This window comes from Paludibacter jiangxiensis, assembly GCF_001618385.1.
GTDB lineage: Bacteria > Bacteroidota > Bacteroidia > Bacteroidales > Paludibacteraceae > Microbacter > Microbacter jiangxiensis.
The window spans coordinates 62,396-79,240 of sequence record NZ_BDCR01000003.1 but is presented as its reverse complement, the minus strand read 5'-3'; the positions used below and the strand labels follow the sequence as shown (position 1 = coordinate 79,240).

Sequence of the window (16,845 nt, the reverse complement as noted above, 5' to 3'; positions counted from 1 at the left end):
CTTCAAACTCTGTGGTTTATCTTTTAATTTACTTTAACCAAACAAATCTTGGGGTTGTCGGTGTTTGAGTTGCTTAATCGGCTTTCTTATTGTTTTTTATGTCGTGATATTGACGCGGTTTCTGTTTATTGATCCCGCTCAAATTGCACGGCAGAAAGAGTTCAGTTTATGCTCAATCGTTTTCTTATAGATAAAATACGCTCCCATCTCCCTTTCGAGCCTACGGCACAACAAGCTGCTCTCATTGATTCTCTATCGGTTTTTCTTACTTCACAGGAACGGGAAAAGGCTTTTTTGCTGAAAGGATATGCCGGAACGGGAAAGACTTCGGTAGTGAGTGCTCTGGTGAAGACGTTCGACGAGCTTCAGCAAAAGGTGATGTTGCTGGCTCCCACGGGTAGAGCGGCCAAGGTACTGTCGCACTATTCGGGTCATCCGGCTTTTACTATTCATAAAAAGATTTACCGTCAAAAATCAGCTGCCGATTTTATCTTCACGCTCGACAATAATCTCCACAAGCACACGCTATTCATTGTCGATGAGGCATCAATGATAGCCAATCTTTCCGGCGAAGGGAGTATGTTCGGTTCGGGACAATTGCTTGATGATCTGGTGCAATATGTCTACGGAAGTGATGGTTGCAGCATGATTTTGCTGGGCGATACGGCTCAGTTGCCGCCGGTGATGCAACCCATGAGTCCCGCACTGGAACTATCGAAATTGCAAAGTTTCGGGTTGAATGTGACCGATTTCACGCTTACACAGGTGGCGCGTCAGGCCGAAGAAAGCGGAATCCTTTTTAATGCCACTGCTTTACGCAACAATTTGCTGGAAGGAACGACTCATCTGCACCCGCAATTTGAGGTAGCACCCTTTGCTGATATCCGGAATCTTCCCGGCGACGAATTGATCGATACTTTACAGGCAGAATACAACAAAACCGGCGTGGAGGAGACCATCGTCATTACCCGTTCCAACAAACGGGCCAACCTCTACAACAACGGCATTCGTGCCCGTGTGTTTCAGAAGGAGGAGGAGCTCAGTGGCGGCGATCTGGTGATGGTGGTGAAGAATAACTATTTTTGGAGCAAGGATTACCCCGAAATGGAGTTTATTGCCAACGGTGATGTGGCCGAGGTGCAGCGTATCCTTCGTTATAAAGAGTTGTACGGCTTCCGTTTTGCGGATGTGTTGCTGCGATTTATCGATTACGACTGCGAGATAGAAGCCCGCATTTTGGTGGAAGCCCTACAGGCCGAAACGCCTGCCAGTCTGAATGAAATGAATAAAAAACTCTACGAAGCAGTGAGCGAAGATTATGCTCATATCGGCAACCGGCGCGAACGGGCCAAAGCAATGCAAAAGGACGAATTTTACAATGCTTTGCAGGTGAAGTTCGCCTATGCGGTCACTTGTCACAAAGCGCAGGGCGGGCAGTGGCAGACGGTCTTTATCGATCAGGGAAACATTCCCGAAGAGCAGCTCAATACCGATTATTACCGCTGGCTTTACACAGCATTGACCCGTGCCACCGAAAAAGTCTATCTGGTGAGCTTTGCGAAAGAGTTTTTCAAACAATAGAAGAAGTACTCAGTATGCAGTAAACAGTACTCAGTTGATGTATTGCAGAGTACTTGAATTCATGAAATAATGATAACTATTTATAATCTATCTCCTGCCGAAGCATTGACGGATCAAAGCGAACGCTTGATTTCCGTCGGTTTGCATCCGTGGCATGTCGGTACCGACTGGGAAGAACAGTTGCGGATGCTGGGCGAAGTAGCGGGCAAAAAACGGGTGATGCTGATTGGCGAAGCCGGATTGGACAAGCTTTGTAAAACCGATTTTGCATTGCAGCAGACGGTCTTTCTCCGACAAATCGAATTGTCCGAAGAGGTGCAAAAACCGTTGATTATACATTGTGTGAAGGCATGGCCGGAGCTGATTGGCATCAGAAAAAAGATGTTGCCTTCCGTGCCCTGGGTCATTCATGGCTTTCGCGGTAAGCCGGAACTGGCAAGTCAGTTGCTGGAGTTGGGGTTGTATCTGTCGTTCGGAGAAAAGTTCAATGTCGATAGTCTGCGCATAACACCGTTAGAAAAGCTTTGCACCGAAACGGATGAAAGCAGGTTGCCGATTGAAGAGATTTACTGTAAAATTGCCGAAGTGAAGGGAGTTTCGGTTGAAGAATTGCTTAGTCAAGCCAATCGGTTAATCGCAAATATGGACAGCCAATTCATTGATATTCACATGCACGATAAAACTATTGCAGTCTGAAATTTACAGGTAAGGTATATTTGACTCTTACCGGCTCTCCTTCTCTTTTCCCCGGAATCCAGTTGGGCATTCTGCTCACAATCCTGATAGCCTCTCTATCCAATGATGAATCGACAGATTTTACCACCTTTATCTCAGAAATTGTGCCATTTTTATCAACAACGAATTGTACTATTACTCGTCCCTGAATTCTGTTTTTCTGAGCCATAATAGGATATTGAACGGTGCGAGCTAAATATGCAGAGACATCTCCGTTCGGAAATTTAGGCATTTCCATGTATTTTATGTAAGGAACCTTATTGTCCAACGAATCAAAGCATTGTCCTTCCTTTAATTCTCCCATGTCATAAATGTCAGCTCTTCTTAAATGTCCGTTTTGCCAATATGTCAATAATTTGCCATTAATTTTATTGTCGGTATATTCCGCAGATCTCAACAACTGCCCGTTTTGATACCACTCTTTATCAGATCCGTACTGTAAATTGTCTTTATAATAGGCATCGCTTTTGATCTGTCCGTTTTCAAACCAGGTTCTGTTATATCCATTTAACTTGCCTTCCTGCATAATCCATTCACTTTTTATTTGTCCAGATAAATACCATTCACGTTGAACTCCGTCTTGTTTTGTAAGAATTAAAGAGGAAAAATTATTAAGTTTCAGCTGGCGGTTTTCCATGTCATAAAGTCGGGTCTCAGCTTTGTCGGGGTTTACGGAATCCCGGGTTATGGTCATGTATTTGGAGGCTTTGGACGGTTTTTTAACCGGCTTGTCATTCGCATCCAGATATACTATCGCTTGAGCGTGTATGGCGAGAACAAGGGTCAAAAAGCAGGCGGAAAAGAGAAGGCGTTTGGTAGTCGACATATTATTTGGTTTTATGTCCGACAAATATATAAAAATTTATATTAACAAAATATTGTTTGAATGAAAAGTTTAATCTGCGGTTAAAATTTAATGTGGAAGAGTTTCTTCATACATACGCTATTATCGTTTCCGATATATTGCCCGAAGTTGGGGATGACGGTATAGCCCTGTCTTGTGTAGAATCGGATGGCTTCGGGCTGACCTTTGCCTGTTTCGAGGATGGCTGTGGTAAATTCCAGTTCACCAGCCCATGTTTCTAATTCTTTCAGAATGGCATCGGCAATGCCATTTCCTCTGAAATTTTTCTGAACGAAAACCCGCTTTATTTCTACCGTTTTGTTATCAAACGGTTTGAAACAACCACAACCTACAGCTTCGTTTTCTATCCGGGCAATGACCACGGTGTCGATTTTATCAACCCGGTTAAAACCATTGTATTGTTTCTGCAATTCTCCATATCGGCTGTTAAGATCTTCGTCCAATTCTGCAATCAGCCGACGAAACTCTCCGTCTTCATTGGTCGTTCGTTCCAGTTTCAACATGTCAGGGTTGTTTATTCGATGATAATTCCGTATTTCGCCAATAAACCGGGCACACCCTGCAACGAAAATTTTGCCTTGCGAAGTATGTTGGCATCCGGGTCGATGATATAATTGAATGCAGTCTGAAAATCGGCCTCTTTCAGATTTGTGTGCAGAAAAACCGCATTTTCAAGATTACACTCAGCAAAACGGGCTTTACTCAAATCGCATTCGGAAAAATCGGAGTTGCGTAGCGAACAGTTGACGAACGGAGTCTTGACTAATTTCTTCCCCGATAACAGGCTGTAGTCCATCATACAATCGTCGAAACGGACGTTGAGTAATGTATCTTTGCAGTCGATGAACGATGTGCCCATCAGCTTACAACCTTTAAAACTCACGTTGTTAAGCTGACAGTTGTTCATTTTAACCATGCTCAGGTTGCAACCGACAAACCGGCAATCGATATATGTTCCGGCCATGTATTCTGCTTCCGAAAAATCGCAGTTGGTAAAGGTGCAGTTATCGAACTCACAATTGCGGAGTTCTTCCTGTGTAAATGCTTTATTTGTAAATTCTTTATCGTCGTAAATAGGCATGTTACTTCAATTTTTCAATATGCTAATGTGCCAATAAAAACCTTTTCTGCAAGTGAATCAATAAATTACTGAGTACTGAATACTGCGTGCTCTGCTCATCCCATCACAATTCCCTTGGTCAAAAATGCTTCTTTCAGCTTGAGCAGAGCGTCACTCTTCACCTGATCTGTGTTAGAAATGGTGCTCCAGAAGCGCACCGTCAGACGGCACGAGCGTTCCTGTACGTTTGTAAACAGGATGACCGGTTGTTTCTTTTTGATAACGTTAGGCACAGTGCCGACTGTTGTGTTGATTATTGCATTGATAATATTGGAATCCAGTTCGTCACCGGAGAGCGTGAGTTCTATCATCACTCGTCGCTGATCGTTACTAAATGTCCAGTTGACAATGTTTTGCGACAGAATAGTGCCGTTTGGTATAATTACTTCCGCACCGTCGGCGGTATTGAGCGTGCTGGCTCTCAGGCCAATTTCTTTTACTTTTCCCGCTTGTCCGCTCACTTCGATCACATCGCCGATCTGCAACGAACCGTCGAAGATGAGTATGATACCTGATACGAAATTGTTTACGATATTTTGCAAGCCCATACCGATACCAACACCGAGAGCACCGAGAACGATGGTGATTTTGTCGATAGGTAATCCCGAGGCGGCCACGGCCAACAGATAACCACCGCAAAGCACCAAAAGACGAAGCATCAGCAAACGCGAGTGTTGTCCTTTTGAAATGATTCCGTCTTCGGCTTCATTGCCGGTTTCGCCAAACAAGAAGCTGATAAGCCGCTGCAAAATATGAGCAAACCAGATAATTATAAAAAACAGTAACACGCTCGATAATTTGAACGAAATGCTTCCTACCGTACGTGGAGAAGTCAGCAGGTTGCTTACCCATTCGCTAATGCCGTGGTAAACATTTAGGTTGGATGCCAGCATCATTATCCACAGTACAATAGCAAAAGCAATCAAGGGTAATTTCAGCTTTTTGACTACCAGAGAGGGATCGAAAGGTGCTGTTATGCCTTTGCGTACGCGACCGGATTGAATCTGCAATAAGATAACTTCCAGAGCCGTGTTAATGAAAAGCGGTAGCGTGATTGCTTGAACAAGAGTGAAAATGGATGCTACCCCAATGATTCCGGCTAGTGAAAAACGTCCGAAAATATTGGTCAAAATAGATAATCCGGCCAGTAGAAGCGTTACATACAGCGATATGCGAATCCATTGGCGGAATGAAACCTTGTCGTTGCAACGGTTGTAGAATCGCATGGCAAACACAATGACACCGATTTGCAACAAGACCAGCCAGTAACGCGGAAGCAATTTAGGTTCTGTCCACACGTAAGAAACCGAAACGACCACAAACATGACCACCAGTGCAATCCAGGCATACCATGTTTTACGATCCCACTGCGAATAGAAAATCACCGATGCGATGATGAACGAAATAAGGTATTCGCCTGTCAGATAGAGGGTAGGGGCGTATGCGTCAAAGAAAGGTATCAATGCAAAGAGAATCATCAACAGCGATAAAACAGGATGGCTATTGATGTATTTCAGGTGAAGAAACGCAAATTCTGCTTTCTGATTGCGGATGTCTTTAAATTGGCGTCGCTTAAACCACCACCAACCCAATAGCAACAGGGCAACCAACAGCATCACAATCCGTCTTTGCGAAGTCTTGTCGAAATAATAGGCAAGCGCTTTTTGCTCAAGGAGAGAGATAGATGAGGCCGATTTGTATAATTTTGAATTGACGGTATCGGGAACATTGAATTGCCATAAACAGGGAGCTTCTTTGCCGAACAGTTGCATGTCGGCCTTATCAAGTCGGTTGTCAATCATATTGAGCATATTTCCAATATTCATCGAATTGTCAGACACTTTCATCTTCAATTCGTTCAGCATGTTTAGTCCGACGCGGGTCATGCTGTCGGTACGTACCCATTTGCGTTGCATACGATCGAGACGCTGGTCAAACTGCTTGGCCATTATCGTATCCTTATCCAGACGTTTGAAAATGGAGTCTTTCATTACCGTTTTTATTCCCAGTTTGGACCGGTAAAAGCGGCTGTAGGTAGACATAAGATATTGTCGTATCTGTTGATTGTCTTCGTCGAGGTTGTCAAGAAAACTCTGATAAAGGTACAGGTTGCGCAGATTGACCCTTGCTCGTCGTCCCCCGAGACGTTCTTTTATTTCTGCAATATCTTTAGTGATTTTATCCAACCGACGACCGGCGCCCATCACTTCCAAACTCATCTTTACACTGTCGCGAATGGCATTGAGCTTATCGTTTACCCGCTCGATACTCATCATGTAATCTCCGGAGGTAATCGTGTCAGCGGCTGCCCACATCATTTTTCGACGATGGCGGAGCGTATCGTGCTTAGTATCTTTGCTGACTTTACTCGTGTCGGTTGCAGCCGCAGGAGCCGGAACAACTTGTGGTGTCTGAGCCATTGTAACGATGCTCACCAACATTCCGACTAACAAAACCAATTTCTTCATTGCTGAATATCTAAATCTTATTTTTTTTACTCATTCTCACTCGCTTACCAATTCAATCCGATTGTCTTCCGGATCGAGAATTACACTTTCGTAATACCCATCACCGGTAACACGGGGGCGACTCTCAACTGTCAGACCATCTTCTTCAAACCTACATGTCATGCGGTCAACTTCAGCCTTGCTTCCAACCTGAATAGCCAGATGAGTCCATCCGAAAGCATCCCTGCTGTTATGCTCCGAGATATCGTTGCGATGCATTAGTTCAAGGCGCGCGCCGTCATCAAACCGGATAAAAAAAGAAGAGAAGCCCTTGGTTGGATTCTCGTACCGTTCTCCTGATTTACAGTCAAAATATTTCAGGTAGAAATTTTTCATGCCTTCCAGGTCTTTCACCCAGAGTGCTATATGGTCAATCTTCATATTGTTTTTCAATCTTCAAATCTACACTTTTTCCCAGAAAGATGCCGTACGATTTAACACACTTTTCAATCAGGAGCCTGATCTCGTCTGAAAAATCATCAAACATAGACACGTTTACAGTTACTACGTCTTTCTTCGTCGTTCGCGACCAGAGTCCTGCCACTTTCCCGTTAACCACTACTATAGGCCGAAAGACCCCGTTGATGTAGATTGTTTTGGGATTATGATGGGGAGCAATCATCGCCGAGCGGTCGCGATAGCTGATCAGGTATTCATCGAAGGCTGGTAGCAGATGCACCTGTGCACTGTTGTTTTTATCCGTGCAAAAATCCTTACTCATCCAGTAGGTTTTTCCCTCAATTGTGAGCGATTCAAAGTCACGTTGGTTCGCTTCGAGTCCTTGTCTGGCTTCACTTTGCGAGAGACCTGACCACCATATAAAGTCGGCAAGTGTTGCCGGCCCGTGGGTCGAAAAATAGCGTTTTGCCAGGGTTGCCAGAGATTCTTCTTTCGAGAGTTCAAGAGGCTTAGGAATGCATGTCTCCAATAATCTGAACGAAGGCTTCCCTTGCCGGTAAGTTCCGCTACAGATGATCAGTTCCAGTTCGGCACGCATCAACAGGTGCGACAAACGGTTTTCATTTGTCCGGATGCCTTTTTGTTGCAGAAGCCGGGCAATCTCTTCCCTGTTCAAAGATTTTCCATCAGCCAGAGCAGCCGCTAAAATGTTGTTGGATGAGGTGAAAACGTCTTCCGTCAATTCCAGTTGACGGTCGCGGGTTCCCATGGACGTTTTAATCCGGTCGGCTGAGAGTCGTGTCATCCAGACAACATCGCTTGCAGGAACGAAGTGCCAGGTAGGACGCAATACATGAGTGCGGATTATGGATGCCGAGATCATCGCTTCATTTACGCTCTCGTCCGAAATAGATGGCAGGCGTACACCTAAAGCCCATTTTGCCATGGCGTAATCCTGAGCCTGTAAAGCGCCCATCTTTTTTACCAGAGAAGCAATGTTTCCCGAATGTTTGGTGAGAATTTGTTGATTTTGTAAACGCAGGGTAGTTATCTCCTGAAGAGTCATTTTGATAAGGGTTGTTATTATGATTCGAAGCTGGAAATGTGAGAATTACGAATCAGGAATGACTCGAACTGATCACGCTTGCCCGGATGAATCTCAATGTTGTATTCCACGCTCACAATGCCCATTTGTTTGCTGGTTTTGGTGCGTAGAAATTTAATGTGCATGCTGGTAAATTCCCGTTCCAGTTCATCGATAGAATATTCTTCGGCGACAAAACGAATTTCATAGCTTTTCATTTGGTGAAGGTTGTCGAATGCCGTTTCAAACTTGAACAGAGCCAGCAATACCAGCATCACCAGCACTACCACCATAGCTGCCAGCACGTAATGCTGCAATCCGATGCACATTCCGATAGCCGCAGCCATCCAGATTATGGCGGCAGAAGTGATTCCCTTGACGTTGGCTCCTTCTTTGAAAACCACGCCGGCACCGATAAAGCCAATGCCAGTCACTATGTTAGAGGCAATACGGTCGTCGCCCGTCCAGGATACCGACAGGATGGTAAACAGACATGAACTCACAGTAATCAGAATCATGGTACGGAATCCGGCCGGTTTGTTGTGGTACTCCCGCTCCAATCCCAGAGTAGCGCCTGCTGCAAAGGCTGCCAATATCTGCACATAAGGTACGTAGTCTAATTGCATAAGCTACAAGAGTTAGATGTGATGTACAAAAATACGAATAGTTGGGACTTTTTCATTAAACAAACTCAAAATAGCACTGGTTTAGCAATATGTTTTTTTAGCACAGAGAACTAATTCGATTCTTAATTTTTGTGTGCGCTATAAAAATAACATCATTTAACTTTGCAATAAAGATTATGTTCGTAATTTTGCGAACAACGAACATTAAAATTATTTACGCTATGAATTGCTGCGAAAAACAAGATTATATAATAGATAATGAGCAACTTGCGCGCTTTGCTAAAGCGATGGGGCATCCGTCACGCATTGCCATCCTTAGCTTTTTAGCCAATCTGGATAGTTGCTATTTTGGCGATATCAATAACGAACTGCCGATTGCCAAGGCTACCGTTTCTCAACATCTGAAAGAGTTGAAAGATGCCGGACTGATCACCGGAACCATTGAAGTTCCCAAGGTGAAATATTGTATCCATCGCGAGAACTGGGCAAAAGCGCAGGCTTATTTCAATGGTTTTTTCAATTCTCTGAAAGAGAACAAAGATTGCTGTGACTAACATTTTAATTATATACAGATGAAAATTCAAGTATTGGGTACGGGATGTGCCAAATGTAAATCGCTTGAAAAGGCGGTGCGCGAAGTGGTGGCTCAAAACAACATCGACGCAGAGGTTACCAAAGTGGAAGATATCATGGAAATCATGAAATTCAATGTGATGACAACACCTGCGCTGGTTGTCGACGGGAAAGTGGTGGTAAAAGGACGGGTACCGTCCAACGATGAACTGAAACAGATATTAACCAATAAAATTTTTCTGATATGAAAAGAACAGTCCTATTCTCATTGATTTTGCTTTTTGTAGCTTCTTTTGTTGGAAGCCAAACCGTAAAAAAGGGTGCTCCGGCTCCGGCTGCGACAGTTAAGCAGGCTAAAATTGAGGTTTATTATTTCCATTTTACCCGTCGTTGTGTGACTTGCCAGGCTGTCGAAACCGAATCGCAAAAAGCCGTTGCAGCACTTTATCCGGCTCAATCGAAGCAGGGAATCATCACTTTTAAATCATTGAATCTGGATGATAAAGCAAGCAAGGCTATGGCTACGCGCTGTAAAGCCGAAGGGCAGGCATTGCTCGTTATCAGTGGAAATAAACGCTTCGATCTGACCGATCAGGGCTTTATGTATGCCCGAAACAATCCGGACAAACTGAAGGCAGAGCTCAAAAAAATCATCGATCCGCTTATTCGTTAAAGTACTATGGATTTTCTCCAAAGCATTCTGGATAATTCTCAATACGGCTTTTTGACTGCGTTTGTATTGGGACTGATGACCGCCATCAGTCCTTGTCCGCTGGCAACCAACATTACAGCCATCGGATTTATCAGCCGCGATCTGTCCGATCGCCGGAGGGTATTTTACAATGGCTTGGTCTACACCCTCGGACGGGCAATCAGTTATGTCGGTTTGGCGCTAATCATCTACTTCGGAGCCAGCAAAATGAACGTTTCGCTCTTTTTTCAGGGATGGGGTGAGAAGGTACTCGGTCCGCTGCTGATCGTTATCGGACTGGTGATGCTTGGGGTGATTCCGGTTAAATTTCCGGGCTTACACAAACTGACCGACAAAATCGGTGAACGTAAAAACGGAACTGTCTGGAGTTCGCTTCTTTTGGGGGTGGTATTTGCACTGGCCTTTTGCCCTTACAGCGGTGTGCTTTATTTCGCGATGCTCATCCCTATGACCGTTTCGAGTGCGGGAGGCCTCTATCTTCCGGTAGTTTTTGCCATAGCCACCGGGCTACCGGTTATCCTGTTTGCCTGGCTGCTTGCATTTGCGGTTAGCAATGTGGGGACTGTTTACAACAAGATAAAAATCTTTGAGTTATGGTTTCGGAGAGTTGTCTCGGTCGTGTTTATTGCGGTAGGTATTTACTATCTGCTCATTTTGTATGTCATTAAATAAACGGAAAGAAATCGTATGAAGCAGAACAGACTTATTTCCTGGACACTACTGGCGTTGCCGGTTTGGTACCTTCTCTATGTCAATTTACAGCCATTGGCTGACTGGATTGTGGGGATCTTACCCGGCATGTCGAACGGAGCTCCGCTAACCGAAGCGATCAGGTTCTTTATCTTTGAATTTCCCAAGGTGTTACTGCTGCTGGTACTCATTATATTTTTCGTGGGTATTGTGCGTAGTTTCTTTACACCCGAACGTACCCGCAAAGCACTCGAAGGAAAAAATACCTTTACCGGCAATGTGATGGCAGCTATGTTGGGCATTGTTACTCCATTTTGTTCCTGTTCGGCAATTCCATTGTTTCTTGGGTTTATCGAGTCGGGAGTGCCTTTGGGTATCACTTTCTCATTCCTGATTGCCGCGCCGATGATCAATGAAGTGGCTGTTGTGCTGCTTTATGGAATGTTCGGATGGAAAACGGTGTTGATCTATATCTCTACAGGTCTTGCGATTGCCATTCTGGCCGGATGGATTATCGGTCGACTTCATCTGGAAAAATGGGTGGAAGAGTGGGTATATGCCACACGTTTTGAAAAAGGAGAGATGGAAGAGGAGAAGATTACTTTTCCGCAGCGCATCGGAATGGGATTGACCGCCGTAAAGGAGATTGTGAGTAAAGTGTGGCTCTATGTGGCACTGGGTATTGCCGTCGGTGCCGGAGTACACGGATATGTGCCGGCCGAATTTATGGCATCGCTGATGGGAAAAGATGTCTGGTATGCGGTTCCCCTGTCGGTATTAATTGGCGTTCCGCTCTATTCGAATGCGGCGGGTATCGTGCCCATTGTTTCCGTTCTCATAGAAAAAGGAGCCGCCTTAGGCACTGCGCTGGCGTTTATGATGTCGGTCATTGCCTTGTCGTTGCCCGAGATGATTATACTCCGCAAAGTATTGAAACTCCCGCTAATATTCACGTTTGCGGCCATTGTTGCCACCGGAATTATGCTGGTCGGGTTTCTGTTTAATCTTATTATGTAACACATTTGCAAACCAATATAACGATTTACAAATATGAAGATTCTTATTTTATGCACAGGAAATAGTTGCCGTAGTCAGATGGCTCACGGCTGGTTGCAATCGTTCGATCCAAGCCTGATCGTTTGCTCGGCAGGAACGCAGGCAAGCGGTAAACTCAACGAGAAAGCGGTTGCCGTGATGCGCGAAGCGGGTATCGACATCAGTCATCACACTTCCGATCCGGTGGAGAAGTACCTCAACGAAGAGTGGGACTATGTGATTACCGTTTGTGGCGGAGCTAACGAGAGTTGCCCTGCTTTCTTTGGTAAGGTGAAACATCGTTTGCATATAGGGTTCGACGATCCGAGCCATGTTGTGGGTAGCGATGACTTTATCTGGAGCGAGTTCCGTCGGGTGCGTGACGAAATCAAAGAGGGTTTTTATACGTTTTACGTCGAGAATATCAAAGGGAAATGAGCATTACAGCTTCTGTAAAATTCCATGACCTCGGATTGCAGACAGCCCGAATCCCCCGCGTGTCGGCACAGTTGACCCTCACTGACAAGCTGGGCGCTTTGAAGGTACGCTTTGGGGTTGGACGCGATGATTACAAAGTAACTCCGGGGCTTTATAAGATCGGGAATCCCGACAGCCAATCGGATGTGCTGCTTTCTGCCAACTACAAGCTTAGTTTCGATATGCTGCGCAAAGAGCTCGGCGGTACGAACCTATGGATTCTGGTGGTAGACACGAAGGGCGTCAATGTGTGGTGTGCTGCCGGAAAAGGCAACTTCGGTACCGACGTAGTTGTACGTGGTATAAAAAAGACATCGTTGGAGAGCGTGGTGACGCATCGCCGCATCATTGCGCCGCAACTGTCAGCCAGCGGAGTGGCGGCACACAAAGTAAAGGAACTGTCAGGTTTTAGAATCAATTTCGGACCGGTATTGGCTAAAGATATCAAACCGTTTATAGAAGCCGGATACAAGGCTACTCCCGCGATGCGGCTGGTACGTTTTCCCATGAAGGAGCGGGCCAAACTGATTCCGGTTGATTTTATGTACCGGAAATACAAGCTGCTGGCGGTTCTGGCATTCCTCTTTGTTATTGCAGGACTTGATCGTAGCGGCTTTTTGTTCGATAAAATGGTAAGCGAATCGGCCTTCCCGTTGATTACAATCTTTAGTGCGTATGTTGCCGGCATTGTACTCACCCCGCTCTTTTTGCCGTGGGTGCCTTTTCGTCCGTTTGCCCTAAAGGGCGCTTTCTGGGGTCTGCTCACTTCCTGGTTGTGGATAGTGTTGCTGCATCCTGCCTTGCCCGAAGCCATTGCCATCGGACTGATTAGCCTTAGCGTCTCTTCCTTTATGGCAATGAATTTTACCGGATCGTCCACCTTTACCTCGCTATCGGGGGTGCAAAAAGAGATGAAATGGGCCATTCCCATGCAGATCGGGGCACTTGCGTTGGGTGTTATTCTTTTTATCCTTTCAAAACTGTTCTAACATGAAGACGTTACAATATTTGAAGAACGTGGTTACCCTCAAACTCAAACCCGATTTATGTACTGGATGCGGTATGTGCACGGTGGTATGTCCTCATGCGGTCTTTGAGATGGCAAACGGCAAAGCCCGCATCGTCGATATCGACGATTGCATGGAGTGCGGAGCCTGTGCAAACAACTGCCGTTTCGGCGCTATCAGTGTCAAGGCCGGGGTAGGGTGCGCCGCAGGCATCCTGAACGGAATATTGAGAGGCACCGAGCCGTCGTGCGATTGTTCTACCGGATCTAAAGCTTGTTGTTGAAAATAAAAACGATTATGGAAACATTGAAAATAAGGGTGGCAACCGCAGAGGATCAGGCTCAAATAAAAGCCTTACTGGAAGCGAGTCAATTGCCGGGTAGCGATATCGATCTGGGCAAACAATTTTTTCTGGTTGCGCTGCACAATCAGACAGTGATCGGAACGATTGCGTTCGAAGTGTACGGAAATAGCGCTTTGCTGCGCTCTTTCGTTGTGGATGCACATTTCCGGAGTCAGCAAATTGGCGCGCGTCTTTATCAGGAGGCGCTAGCTCAATCCAAACAAAAGGGAATCGGTCATCTTTTTCTGCTGACCACCACTGCCGATAAATATTTCGATCGGTTGGGCTGGCAACGTATCGGGCGCGATGAAGTACCCGATGCGATTGGCGCTACCACCGAGTTTGCGTCGCTCTGTCCACTCTCTTCCATTGTAATGAAATTTGATATTTAACCGTTATGAATACACGACTTAAATTTCTCGACCGTTACCTGACACTCTGGATTTTTCTTGCCATGTTTATCGGAGTCTTCTCCGGCTGGTATTTCCCCGGAGTGGCCGCATTCTGGAACTCTTTTTCGTCGGGCACTACCAATCTTCCCATTGCTATCGGATTGATAGTGATGATGTATCCGCCTTTAGCTAAGGTGAAATACGAAGAGTTGGGTGATGTGTTCAAAAACAGAAAGATTTTGGGGCTCTCGATGGTGCAGAACTGGATTATCGGTCCGGTGCTGATGTTTTTGCTGGCTATTATTTTCCTCCGGTTCAACATCAGTTACATGTACGGACTCATATTGATCGGGCTGGCTCGCTGCATTGCCATGGTGATTGTGTGGAACGATCTGGCAAAGGGAGACCGCCAATATGCGGCCGGACTGGTGGCTTTCAATTCGCTCTTTCAGGTGCTGCTCTTTTCGGTCTATGCCTACGTGTTCATTGCCATCCTGCCCGGTTGGTTCGGACTGCCGGTGAACGAAACGGTGGCACAAATTACGATGGCCTCCATTGCCAAAAGCGTCTTTGTTTACCTGGGTATCCCCATGATTGCCGGCTTTCTGACACGGTTCATTCTCACTCGTATTAAAGGCAATCAGTGGTATGACACCCGTTTTGTACCTAAAATATCGCCGCTTACACTGATTGCACTTCTGTTTACCATCGTGGTAATGTTTTCGCTCAAGGGCGAATACATTGTGAAAATTCCGCTGGACGTAGTGCGTATTGCCATTCCGCTGGTGATCTATTTTGTAGCGATGTTCTTCTTTTCGTTCTTAATGAGCAAAAAGGTGGGGGCTACTTACGAACAATCTGTTACCCTTTCGTTTACTGCTGCCAGCAATAACTTCGAGCTGGCCATTGCCGTTGCCATTGCTATTTTTGGCATCAATTCCGGAGAAGCTTTTACCGCCGTAATCGGACCGTTGGTTGAGGTGCCGGTAATGATAGCGCTGGTAAATGTCGCTTTTTGGTTCCGTAAACGATTTTGATTATTTATTTTATGATGAAACAAATTACTATTCAATCTCTTACTGCCGAACATTGGCCCGATGCGGCGCGTGTCTACGAAGCCGGTATTGCCACCGGTAATGCTACGTTTCAAACTGAAGCTCCGTCGTGGGAAGCCTGGAACAAGGCTCACCGACCGGATTGTCGTCTGGTGGCGCTTTGCGAAGGAAAAGTGGCCGGATGGGCTGCTCTTTCGCCCGTTTCGGCCCGACCGGTATATGCCGGTGTGGCGGAGGTAAGCATCTATGTTGATCCTGCTTTTCGGGGACAAGGCGTGGGCGATAGTTTAATGAAGGCGCTGATTGAAGAGTCTGAAACACAGGGGGTATGGACTCTTCAATCGGGTGTATTTCCTGAAAATGCTGCCAGCATGCGGTTGCACCAAAAATACGATTTCCGTACCATTGGCATCAAAGAGCGGATTGGCAAAATGAATTCCGAGTGGCGCGATGTGGCAATGTTGGAGAGACGCAGTCGCGTGGTGGGTATCGATTAACGTATTACAAAGGCGATTTCCTCCTGGTTATCGCCTTTGTAATTCCTTTCCCTATTTGGGCGTAAGTTTATCGAAAGCGTAACTTGTGTTGCATCTTCGTGTTAACGGGACTGATTTTACTCTGCGTTTCTATATAACAGAATGGAGTTTGAACGAAAATGTCATGCTTGCATCATCATGGGAACACAGGTCGGAAACTCCCACCAGTATTGGGAATGTGCATAAATTCAGATAAGTTTTTTTAAATGGCGTAATTGTTAATATTTAAAAATATTGTTTTTATCTTTGGGGTAGAGAAATAAAACGTACAATTGAGATAAAAAATGGAAGTATGGAAAGCCGTACTCTTCCTTTAATATAGTTAAAAACAAAAACAAGCCATGCAAACACACAAAATTCTTTTACTGATTTTTATTTTGTCTTTATCCTTCGGTTCGTTTGCTCAGAACTCAGGGAAAAAGTATTTTATTACAGGACAGGTTCTTGATGCTAACAGCAAACCTGTATCGGGTGCTACCGTGTTAGTCGATAACAAAAGTACGAATGTCGTTACAGATGCAAAAGGGAACTATAAGGTAAAGGTAAAACCGGATGCCACAGTACTGTCTGTTTTTTCAATATTTAACGGATTGCTTATCAATGAGGAGATTAAGGGTCGCGTGGTAATTGATTTTAAATTCGAAGATACAATGTCTCAAAAGGATGCGGCTCAAAAAGCAAATACGGAAAACGAAGAAGTAAATGTCGGTTTTGGCACTGTTCAAAAAAAAGATCTGCCCTCTAATATTGCTACGGTTGACAGAAAAAAGAATAAATACGAATCTTATCAGAATATATATGATTTGATACGTGCCGAACTTTCGAACGTGCAGGTAGTAGGCGAAAAAATAATATTAAAAGGCGCTTATGACTCTAATACAGGTCCGTACGATGCGATGATATTAGTCGATGGTGTTGAATCCTCGCTATCCAGTGTCCTTCCGCGTATGGTAAAATCTATCAGTGTTCTTACCGGCGCCGACGCATCTATCTACGGGTTAAGATCTGCTCATGGAGTTGTACTGATAACGCTGACCAAAGAATAATCTTCTGTAATAGCATAGATTCGACTGTTGAGTATTGTCCTGAACGACTTCGATTGCAATGA

21 protein-coding genes are annotated in these 16,845 nt (G+C 45.1%); 14 read left to right on the top strand and 7 right to left on the bottom strand.

Annotation, left to right across the window (positions count from 1 at the left end; translation table 11 throughout):
* The first annotated feature begins 168 nt into the window (after positions 1 to 168).
* Positions 169 to 1,581, top strand: coding sequence for an ATP-dependent DNA helicase (locus PJIAN_RS06755; protein ID WP_068703393.1), 1,413 nt, complete (start codon positions 169 to 171; stop codon positions 1,579 to 1,581).
* Positions 1,582 to 1,650: 69 nt separating this feature from the next.
* On the top strand, positions 1,651 to 2,277 hold the full coding sequence (locus PJIAN_RS06750; RefSeq protein ID WP_068703391.1) for a TatD family hydrolase: 627 nt from the start codon (positions 1,651 to 1,653) through the stop codon (positions 2,275 to 2,277).
* On the opposite strand, the gene PJIAN_RS06745 is transcribed toward PJIAN_RS06750, so the two are convergent.
* From PJIAN_RS06745 to PJIAN_RS06715, 7 genes are all read right to left on the bottom strand, one after another.
* Positions 2,264 to 3,142: an energy transducer TonB gene (locus tag PJIAN_RS06745; protein ID WP_068703389.1), complete on the bottom strand. Its 879-nt coding sequence runs from the start codon at positions 3,140 to 3,142 to the stop codon at positions 2,264 to 2,266. The genes PJIAN_RS06750 and PJIAN_RS06745 overlap by 14 nt on opposite strands.
* Positions 3,143 to 3,222: 80 nt before the next feature.
* Positions 3,223 to 3,684, bottom strand: a complete 462-nt coding sequence (locus tag PJIAN_RS06740) for a GNAT family N-acetyltransferase (RefSeq protein ID WP_068703387.1) — start codon at positions 3,682 to 3,684, stop codon at positions 3,223 to 3,225.
* Positions 3,685 to 3,695: 11 nt separating this feature from the next.
* Entirely contained in the window at positions 3,696 to 4,262 is a 567-nt protein-coding gene (locus tag PJIAN_RS06735; protein ID WP_068703385.1) for a pentapeptide repeat-containing protein, read from the bottom strand.
* Positions 4,263 to 4,357: 95 nt separating this feature from the next.
* Positions 4,358 to 6,769 (bottom strand): mechanosensitive ion channel family protein, encoded by a 2,412-nt coding sequence (locus PJIAN_RS06730; RefSeq protein WP_084252313.1) that lies wholly within the window; start codon positions 6,767 to 6,769, stop codon positions 4,358 to 4,360.
* 36 nt (positions 6,770 to 6,805) lie between these two features.
* On the bottom strand, positions 6,806 to 7,189 hold the full coding sequence (locus PJIAN_RS06725) for a VOC family protein (protein ID WP_068703381.1): 384 nt from the start codon (positions 7,187 to 7,189) through the stop codon (positions 6,806 to 6,808).
* Positions 7,179 to 8,273 carry a winged helix DNA-binding domain-containing protein gene (locus PJIAN_RS06720; protein ID WP_068703380.1) on the bottom strand — a complete coding sequence of 365 codons (1,095 nt, stop codon included), beginning with the start codon at positions 8,271 to 8,273 and terminating at the stop codon, positions 7,179 to 7,181. Before PJIAN_RS06720 ends, PJIAN_RS06725 begins: the two co-directional genes overlap by 11 nt.
* 17 nt (positions 8,274 to 8,290) lie before the next feature.
* Positions 8,291 to 8,917 carry an MgtC/SapB family protein gene (locus tag PJIAN_RS06715; RefSeq protein WP_068703378.1) on the bottom strand — a complete coding sequence of 209 codons (627 nt, stop codon included), beginning with the start codon at positions 8,915 to 8,917 and terminating at the stop codon, positions 8,291 to 8,293.
* Positions 8,918 to 9,138: 221 nt separating this feature from the next.
* Between PJIAN_RS06715 and PJIAN_RS06710 the strand changes: the two genes are divergently transcribed.
* The 12 genes from PJIAN_RS06710 to PJIAN_RS06655 all read left to right on the top strand — a co-directional run bounded on the left by PJIAN_RS06710 (position 9,139) and on the right by PJIAN_RS06655 (position 16,783).
* A complete protein-coding gene (locus tag PJIAN_RS06710; RefSeq protein ID WP_236714386.1) occupies positions 9,139 to 9,471 on the top strand; it encodes an ArsR/SmtB family transcription factor in 333 nt (110 codons plus the stop codon).
* Between the two features lie 18 nt (positions 9,472 to 9,489).
* Positions 9,490 to 9,738 (top strand): thioredoxin family protein, encoded by a 249-nt coding sequence (locus PJIAN_RS06705; RefSeq protein ID WP_068703374.1) that lies wholly within the window; start codon positions 9,490 to 9,492, stop codon positions 9,736 to 9,738.
* Positions 9,735 to 10,163, top strand: coding sequence for a nitrophenyl compound nitroreductase subunit ArsF family protein (locus PJIAN_RS06700; RefSeq protein WP_068703372.1), 429 nt, complete (start codon positions 9,735 to 9,737; stop codon positions 10,161 to 10,163). Before PJIAN_RS06705 ends, PJIAN_RS06700 begins: the two co-directional genes overlap by 4 nt.
* Positions 10,164 to 10,169: 6 nt before the next feature.
* A complete protein-coding gene (locus PJIAN_RS06695) occupies positions 10,170 to 10,874 on the top strand; it encodes an aromatic aminobenezylarsenical efflux permease ArsG family transporter (protein ID WP_068703370.1) in 705 nt (234 codons plus the stop codon).
* 15 nt (positions 10,875 to 10,889) lie between these two features.
* A complete protein-coding gene (locus tag PJIAN_RS06690; protein WP_068703368.1) occupies positions 10,890 to 11,909 on the top strand; it encodes a permease in 1,020 nt (339 codons plus the stop codon).
* A 33-nt stretch (positions 11,910 to 11,942) separates the two neighbouring features.
* The gene (locus PJIAN_RS06685) at positions 11,943 to 12,365 is read left to right on the top strand and encodes an arsenate reductase ArsC (RefSeq protein ID WP_068703366.1); all 423 of its coding nucleotides are present in this window, start codon (positions 11,943 to 11,945) and stop codon (positions 12,363 to 12,365) included.
* Positions 12,362 to 13,393 (top strand): mercury methylation corrinoid protein HgcA, encoded by a 1,032-nt coding sequence (hgcA, locus tag PJIAN_RS06680; protein WP_068703364.1) that lies wholly within the window; start codon positions 12,362 to 12,364, stop codon positions 13,391 to 13,393. The genes PJIAN_RS06685 and hgcA overlap by 4 nt, the downstream gene beginning before the upstream one ends.
* Position 13,394: 1 nt before the next feature.
* On the top strand, positions 13,395 to 13,694 hold the full coding sequence (hgcB, locus tag PJIAN_RS06675) for a mercury methylation ferredoxin HgcB (protein ID WP_068703362.1): 300 nt from the start codon (positions 13,395 to 13,397) through the stop codon (positions 13,692 to 13,694).
* Positions 13,695 to 13,708: 14 nt separating this feature from the next.
* The gene (gene arsN2 / locus PJIAN_RS06670) at positions 13,709 to 14,146 is read left to right on the top strand and encodes an arsenic resistance N-acetyltransferase ArsN2 (protein WP_153802506.1); all 438 of its coding nucleotides are present in this window, start codon (positions 13,709 to 13,711) and stop codon (positions 14,144 to 14,146) included.
* A 5-nt stretch (positions 14,147 to 14,151) separates the two neighbouring features.
* Complete coding sequence (arsB, locus tag PJIAN_RS06665) at positions 14,152 to 15,183, top strand: ACR3 family arsenite efflux transporter (RefSeq protein WP_068703357.1); 1,032 nt, start codon at positions 14,152 to 14,154, stop codon at positions 15,181 to 15,183.
* A gap of 11 nt (positions 15,184 to 15,194) precedes the next feature.
* A complete protein-coding gene (locus PJIAN_RS06660) occupies positions 15,195 to 15,698 on the top strand; it encodes a GNAT family N-acetyltransferase (protein WP_236714385.1) in 504 nt (167 codons plus the stop codon).
* A 380-nt stretch (positions 15,699 to 16,078) separates the two neighbouring features.
* Positions 16,079 to 16,783, top strand: coding sequence for a carboxypeptidase-like regulatory domain-containing protein (locus PJIAN_RS06655; protein WP_068703353.1), 705 nt, complete (start codon positions 16,079 to 16,081; stop codon positions 16,781 to 16,783).
* Positions 16,784 to 16,845: the final 62 nt, after the last annotated feature.